This window comes from Actinomyces sp. zg296 (assembly GCF_009829695.1).
GTDB classification, from domain to species: domain Bacteria; phylum Actinomycetota; class Actinomycetes; order Actinomycetales; family Actinomycetaceae; genus Actinomyces; species Actinomyces marmotae.
Genome location: NZ_VWPG01000016.1, coordinates 20,422 through 27,319 on the forward strand (window position 1 = coordinate 20,422; position 6,898 = coordinate 27,319).

At 70.5% G+C, this 6,898-nt stretch carries 6 protein-coding genes and 1 tRNA gene; 3 read left to right on the top strand and 4 right to left on the bottom strand.

Annotated features, from left to right (window positions below; translation table 11 throughout):
- The first annotated feature begins 485 nt into the window (after window positions 1–485).
- Window positions 486–1,115, top strand: a complete 630-nt coding sequence (locus GVV76_RS09965; protein ID WP_159626787.1) for an NYN domain-containing protein — start codon at window positions 486–488, stop codon at window positions 1,113–1,115.
- Between the two features lie 852 nt (window positions 1,116–1,967).
- On the opposite strand, the gene GVV76_RS09970 is transcribed toward GVV76_RS09965, so the two are convergent.
- A tRNA-Lys gene (locus tag GVV76_RS09970) sits at window positions 1,968–2,041 on the bottom strand.
- Window positions 2,042–2,150: 109 nt separating this feature from the next.
- On the opposite strand from GVV76_RS09970, the gene GVV76_RS09975 reads away from it, so the two are divergent.
- On the top strand, window positions 2,151–2,813 hold the full coding sequence (locus tag GVV76_RS09975) for a hypothetical protein (protein ID WP_159523714.1): 663 nt from the start codon (window positions 2,151–2,153) through the stop codon (window positions 2,811–2,813).
- 156 nt (window positions 2,814–2,969) lie between these two features.
- Here GVV76_RS09975 and GVV76_RS09980 read toward each other — a convergent pair whose 3' ends face one another.
- The 3 genes from GVV76_RS09980 to GVV76_RS09990 all read right to left on the bottom strand — a co-directional run bounded on the left by GVV76_RS09980 (window position 2,970) and on the right by GVV76_RS09990 (window position 5,730).
- Window positions 2,970–3,983, bottom strand: a complete 1,014-nt coding sequence (locus tag GVV76_RS09980) for an inorganic phosphate transporter (protein ID WP_159523712.1) — start codon at window positions 3,981–3,983, stop codon at window positions 2,970–2,972.
- A 15-nt stretch (window positions 3,984–3,998) separates the two neighbouring features.
- Complete coding sequence (locus tag GVV76_RS09985) at window positions 3,999–4,619, bottom strand: DUF47 domain-containing protein (protein ID WP_159523710.1); 621 nt, start codon at window positions 4,617–4,619, stop codon at window positions 3,999–4,001.
- A gap of 439 nt (window positions 4,620–5,058) precedes the next feature.
- Entirely contained in the window at window positions 5,059–5,730 is a 672-nt protein-coding gene (locus tag GVV76_RS09990) for a response regulator transcription factor (protein ID WP_159626789.1), read from the bottom strand.
- 144 nt (window positions 5,731–5,874) lie between these two features.
- On the opposite strand from GVV76_RS09990, the gene GVV76_RS09995 reads away from it, so the two are divergent.
- Window positions 5,875–6,777: a tellurium resistance protein TerC gene (locus tag GVV76_RS09995; RefSeq protein WP_235925165.1), complete on the top strand. Its 903-nt coding sequence runs from the start codon at window positions 5,875–5,877 to the stop codon at window positions 6,775–6,777.
- The last annotated feature ends 121 nt before the right edge of the window (window positions 6,778–6,898 follow it).

Genomic DNA, 6,898 nt, shown 5'->3' on the forward strand with positions numbered 1-6,898 from the left:
ACCACCGCCCCGGCGTACCAACTCCTCCGCTCGTGGGCTCGCCTCCCGGCGCGGTCTGGTCGGCATGACCGTCATCGACATCTGCCTCGCGCGGCGAGCCCGCCTGGATCTCCACGACAACTCCATCGGGCGGGCACCTGACCACCCGCCACGACGTACGCGGATACTGGACCAACCGCGCTCACGGCTCCGGCCGCCAACTGCGGCGCCTGCGATGGGCCAACGACTACCTGTGCGGTCCTGACTGTGCTCCCATCGCCGCCCGTGCCCACGTATGGGCCTGGCGTCACTACCTCCAAGGCGGTGGTGCCGACCGTCGGGCGCGGCGGCGCGGCCTGTCCCCAACCCCTCCAAGGCAGCCCGTCTGTGGCGCATGTCATGTTGCGTGTGCTGGGTGTGCCCTCATACTCTTAAACTGTAAATCCCCGTCGTCCTCCGGGACTGGCGGGGTTTAACTATTCCTGGAAGCCTCCGGGACCTTCAAGATGGCGGTCGTCGTCGACTACCAGAACGTCCACCTCACAAGAGCATCCCTGTTCCTCTCCGGGCGCCCATTCGAGGAGGGCCTCATCCACCCCTTCCGCTTCGCCTACCAGCTCGCGCAGGCCCGCAACGCTAAGATCGATGACCCCGCCCACCACGCCTCCGTCAAGCGTGTTGAAGTGTTCCGGGGCCTGCCGATCCCGGAGGACGACCCCGACGCCTACCGGCGCAACCAGGCGCAGAAGGACGAGTGGGAGCGCGGGCACCACGGCGTCGTCAGCGTGACTCTGCGCTCCCTGAAGTACACCTGGGACTACCTCGATGGCCGCCGAGTACCCGTGCGAGCATCCCGCAGGGAGAAGGGCGTCGACGTCCTCTGCGCCCTCGCCCTGGTCGACCTCGCCCGCTCGGGCCTCTACGACGTCGTCGTCCTCGCCTCCCGGGACACCGACCTCGCCCCCGCCCTCGACAACGCCGCCCGTACCACCAGCACCAAGATCGAGGCCGCCAAGTGGTACGACCCTGCCGACCGGCGCACGCGTGGCAACATCCGCACCGAGCGGCGCCTGTGGACCACCTCGATGACCAGAGACCACTTCACCGCCAGCTTCGACCGGAGGGTCTATACCTGATCCCGGGACGCCGACCGAGCGCCCAGTAAGGAGCGTGTATCGGTGTGCGCCGAGCAGGAGGCAGTTCATCGGGGCTGGCCAGTCCAGTCGACCTGCACCTCATACCCCGTTGCCGTTAGACCCGGGCCCCTCCTCTGTCCTGCTATTGGCTGAGGGCCCGGCGGGCGGGTTCGCCCGTTGTCCACCTGTGGACGCCGTCGGCTATCGCTGGTCCAGGGGCTGTGACCCTTAAGGCGGTGGTCGCGTCATGGACACGGCGCCGCGCTGGGGCCCATAATGGTGGGGACCCACCCGGGTGCGACCGGATGGGTCCCCGAGGCCGAATGGCTCAGTTGAACCAACGGCCGAGGGCATCCACAAGGACACCGACGGCCCGGACCAGGTGAGCGATTGCGTTAACTGTGTCGCTCACCTGCCGGGCCGTTACCTTGTCCTTGCGGGGTTTGACGTGCCTGCCTCGCGGCTTGGCCACGGCCCTCACCTCCTCCCTGGCTCCCCTCCTTCCCCGGCAAGGACACTGAGGTGTTCCGGGAGGAGGCGCCGGAGAAGGCCCGACCATCGTATGCGAGGGCGCCGACGAGATGGCGGGCCCGTGGCCACGGGCGGGGCGGACGGCCTCAGCGCGGGGGCGGCGCCCCTTCATGCTGGTCATCCCCTCTTCTCGCGCGCGGGCGGTGATCGTACGGTGATCGCGCGCCCCTCGGGGCCGGCCAGAGCGGTTGGCGTGCTCCACGGCGCGTCCGAGGGCCCGGCTCAGGCGGTCGGTGATGCGCGGGGGCCCGGTGGGGGAGGGGGGGCAGAGGCTCGCGGTCGCGGCCGGGCGGGGCGCGCGCGCCGGGGGCGCGGCGGCGGTACCCCCTGTGGGGCTCGAACCCACGACCTTCGGATTAAAAGTCCGCAGCTCTGACCAACTGAGCTAAGGGGGCGCGGCGCCGGGAATCGGCACCACGCGCAGCATAACCGGACCTGGGGCGCGGGACACGCCATGGCGGGCGTGGGAGACAATGGGCGCGTCCCGCATCGAAGGAGAACGCCATGGCACGCCAGTTCCACCGCCCCGCCCGGCTCGACCCCGAGGTCGCCGAATCCATCGAGGGCGGCGCGGACACCGCCGTCACCTCCGAGCTCGCCCATCGCGCCGCGCAGGCGCTCGTCGGCGGCTTCCCCACCGCCCCGGACGACCCCATCACCCGGGAGGCGGTCATCGCCGTCGTCGCCGGGCAGGGGGTCGATGACGTCGCCGAACTCTGGGCCGACTCACCGGCCACCACCCTGCCAGGGGCCCTGTGGCGCCTCTTCCTCGTGCGCGAGTGGATCCGCCGCGACGCCGCGCTCGTCGAGCGCCGCTACGCCACCGTCGTCGACCTCACCGGCGCTGATGATGACGGCGCACTCGCGGCGCGCCTCGACGCCGCCCTCGCCGAGGGGCGTCCGGTCATCTCACCCGAGGCGCTGCGCGCGCGCCTCGACGCCGCCCTCTCCGGCGCGCTGGAGGGCTCCGTTCCCGCGCTCGCCCCACTGCTCTCCACCACCTCCGGATTCCTCACGGCGCTCGCCTGGGGCTCGGTCCCCGAGTGGATCGATGACGACGCCGACCCCCTCGCCGACCGCGTCACCCGCCGGGACTCCGCGCTCCTGGCCACTGCCGACGAGCTCTCCGATGCCGCCGTGAAGGCCCGGGCCGGCCTCCTGGACTGACTCGGCGCGAGGCCAGGGGCACGCGGCGCCGTCGCAGCAGAGCGGGGCAGAGGAGCGGGGAAAGCGATGCGGGCCCGGTCCGCGGGAGAACCGCGGGCCGGGCCCGACGCCATGCCGGTGGCGCTGCCCCGTGAAGGCCACGGGGCGGCGCCGCTCTCAGAGGAGGACCGCCCGGAGAAGGAGGGCGACGGCGGCTGCGATCGCCGCCGCCGCGGGTAGGGTCATCACCCAGGCCACGACGATGTCCCCCGCCACGCCCCAGCGCACGGCGCTCAGGCGCTTCGTGGCGCCCACGCCCATGATGGAGGTGGTGATCGTGTGCGTCGTCGAGACCGGCGCGCCGAACCCCATGGCGGCCACGTAGAGGAAGCCCGCGGCGACGCTCTCCGCGACGAAGCCGTGAGCGGGATCGAGGTCGATGACCTTGGAGCCGAGGGTCGCCATGATGCGGGTGCCGCCGAAGTAGGTGCCGATGGAGATCGTCAGCGCCGCTGTGATCTTCACCCAGGTGGGGACGCCGTGGTCGAAGGAATGGAATCCGCCGGCTGTCAGGGCGATGAGCATAACGCCCATCGTCTTCTGGGCGTCCTGGAGGCCGTGGCCCAGGGCCATGGCCGCGGCTGAGGCTGTCTGGGCCCAGCGGAAGCGCCGCATCGTGCGGTGGTAGGGCAGGGCCGCGCACAGCCGAAGCACGATGATCATGGCGACGTAAGCCACGATGAACCCGCCCAGGGGCGAGACGACCATCGGGACGATGACCTTGTCCACGATCGACGACCAGTGGACCAACAAGCCGCAGGCGATGCCTCCGCCGGCCAGGCCCCCGATCAGCGCGTGGGAGGATGAGGAGGGAAGCCCGAACCACCAGGTGATGAGGTTCCAGGCGATCGCGGCGAACAGCGCGGCGAAGACGACGATGAGGGCGATCGTGTTCCCCTCGGCCGTCTCGTAGTTGATCGACACGATGTCCGAGCCGATCGTGTGGGCCACCGAGGTGCCCAGCAGGGCCCCGATGATGTTCATGACGGCGGCCATGACCAGGGCCGTGCGCATGGACAGCGCGCGCGTGGAGACCGACGTGGCGATGGCGTTCGCGGCGTCGTGGAAGCCGTTGGTGAAGTTGAAGATGAGCGCGACGACGAGGATCGCGATGACCAGTGCTGTCATCATGGCGGCATCGATTCGTCAGGAGTCGCGCACGGCGATCGACTCGACTGTGTTCGCCAGGGACTCGAAGGCGTCGATCGCGGCCTCCATGCGCTCGATGATCTCCTTGCGCTTGATGAGGCTGACGGGGTCCATCTCCTCTTCGAAGAGCCTGCCGATGCCGGCGCGGTAGATCTGGTCGCCGTGGTTCTCCAGTTCGTTGATCTTTACCCAGTAGCTCTCCAAGTCCTTGAGGGACTTCAGGCGGGGCATGGCCTGCGCGGTGAGCTCGGCGCACTGCTTGAGGATGTCGACCAGGTCGTGGCAGGCCTGGGGCAGGATGCCGACGTGGTAGAGGACGATGCAGTCGCCGGCCTCGTCGACCAGGTCCATGCAGTCGTCCATGGTGGAGCCGAGCAGGTGGAGGTCCTCACGGTCCAGCGGGGTGACGAAGGTGGCGTTGATGAGGCGCTGGAACTCGTGGTGTGAGTCGTCCGCCGCGTGCTCCTCCGCGTGGAGGGTCTCGCGGAGGCTGGTGCGCTCCTCGCGGTCGGCGGCGACGATCTGCTCGAGGACATCGCAGGCGATGACGAGGTGGCGAGCGGATCTCGACAGCAGGTCGAAGAGGGCCTCGTCATTGTTGCGGGGGTGGATGCGCACGGATGGCTCCTTGCTGGTCTGGGCGGCTCGGATCGCCGCTCCTGTCATGAATGCGCGGCCCCGGATTCTTCCGGGGCGGGGCCCGGAGACGGTCGGCTTGCTGATGGCGGCCGCCTCGGGAGATGGTCGATTCAGGTGAGCACGGGTGATCGGGACCTCAGGTGTGGTGCGGGTTCTCTGCCGTGGTGTCGTTCTCGAGAAGGAATCGTGTGTTGAGGACGCCGGGCCGCAGGAGCGCCAGTCGGCGCGAATGCCGCTCGCGGCGGCGTGAGGTGGAGCCCGGGGCCCGTCGCGACCCGGCGTCGGCTTCAAGGTAGCAGCAGCGTCGCGCGTGCGCCAAAGGCGCCGGAGCCGAAAGCAGTGGGGCCGGTCGCGGTGGTCCTGGCGGGGGCGCTCGCGGACTGGTATCGCCTGGCATGGTCGCGCGCCCTGGGCGCCCCTAGATGATCCCCGGGGCATCGAGACGGTAGCCCACATTGCGGACCGTCCCGATGAACTGGTCGTACTCCGTGCCGAGCTTCGCGCGCAGGCGGCGCACATGGACATCCACCGTCCGCGCCCCGCCGATGTAGTCCTGGCCCCAGACCTCGTCCAGGAGCGTCTCCCGGGTCAGGACCCGGCCCCGGTTGATCGCCATGAACTTGAGCAACTCGAACTCCTTGTAGGTGAGATCGAGGATCTCCCCGTGGATCCTGGCGGTGTAGGCGGTGACATCGATGACGAGGTCGCCGACCTCCAGGCGGTCCTCCCTAGGGGCCTGGGAGGGGGGCGCGGCGCGGCGCAGCATCCGCAGTCTCGCGGCGAGCTCGGCGGGGGAGGACCCGGCCATGACGAAGTCGGAGGCTCCCCAGTCGTCCTGGAGCGCCGCGGCCCCGCCGTCGTCGACGACGAGCAGGATAGGCCCGCACTCCATCGGCCCGCTCAGGAGCTGGCACAGGGCTCGCGCCCGGGTCAGGTCCGCCCTGGCGTCGATGAGGATCGCGTCGGCGTCGTCGACCGCGCCGTAGTTCGCCGGGAGCGGGGGCAGGCAGGTGATGGTCACATCGAGGAACGATGCGGCGGGAAGCGCGTCCGCGGGGTCGGTGGCGTGGGTGAACATGACGACGCGCATGCGATCCCTCTCCTCGGACCCTCCTGGGCATTGCCGGATAGGCCGTCCCGGGTGGCGCGGGGCTGGTGCCCGGGCGCCCTCGGGGGCCTCCCCAAGTGAAGCACACGTCATGCGATCGCGCTGGGGTGTGCGACGATACGAGTCGTGGACACCCCTGCCAATCCCCAGAGCGGTCTCGGGCGCCCGGCGCCCGCACCCGCCTCCTCGCGCCCCGGATACGGCACCCGGCGCGGGAGCGGCGTGCCGAAGGAGCCCGGCATCGTGGACCCCGCCTGGACCCGCTTGGCGGTGGCCGGTCTCATCCCCGTCCTCCTCGCCGCCTCGGCCCCCATGGCGGTGTGGGCGCGGATGGTCCTCGTCGTCGTCCTCATCCTGGCCATGGCGCAGGGGTGGCCGGCCCTCGTCCGGGCCCGCCACGATTCGGGGTCGACGTCGGTGATCGCCCTGACGGGGGTCGTGGGCGCGTTGGCCGTGGCCTGGCGGCAGGACTACGGCGCCGCCGGTGTCGTCATGGCGCTGTCCGTCCTCATCGCATTCGTCGCCCAGATGCTCCGCAAGGGGGATCGGAGGGGATTGCTTGAGAGCTTGTCCTCGACGGTCTCCGGCGCCCTCGTGGCGATCTCCGGCGCCGCCTGGTGCGCGCTGGAGCCCGGTGTGGCCGACCCCGCCGTCATCGTCCCATGCAGCCTGGCGCTGTTCATCGGCGCGCTGCTGACCACGCTGGAGGCGCGCGCCAGCGTCCTGGAGACCCTCACCATGACGCTGCCCGCGGTGATCTCGGGTGCGGTTGGCGGGCTGCTCGCCCTCATCGGGTTCTTCGGACCGGCGCACACGGGGCTCGGCGAGGCCGCTCAGTCCGGGGCGGCCTGCCTCATCGTGGGCTTCACGGCTGGCGTCCTCATGGCGGCTGCGAACCGCGTGCTGTGGACGCACCAGTGGGTTCCCGGCGGGCGGGCCGCGATCGCCAGCGCCATCGTGCCGATCCTCGCCGTCGGAGCGCCGTCGTACGCCATCGCCCGGCTCATGGGCAGCTTCGTCGCCGGCTAGCCATCGCGCCGAGACCGGTCGAAACTAGGAGCGAGACCGGTCCGCGGACCGGTCTCGCTCCTATTTTCGACCGGTCTCGGCATTGGGGCGGGGCGGCTTAGGGTGGGGGCATGACTTTCTC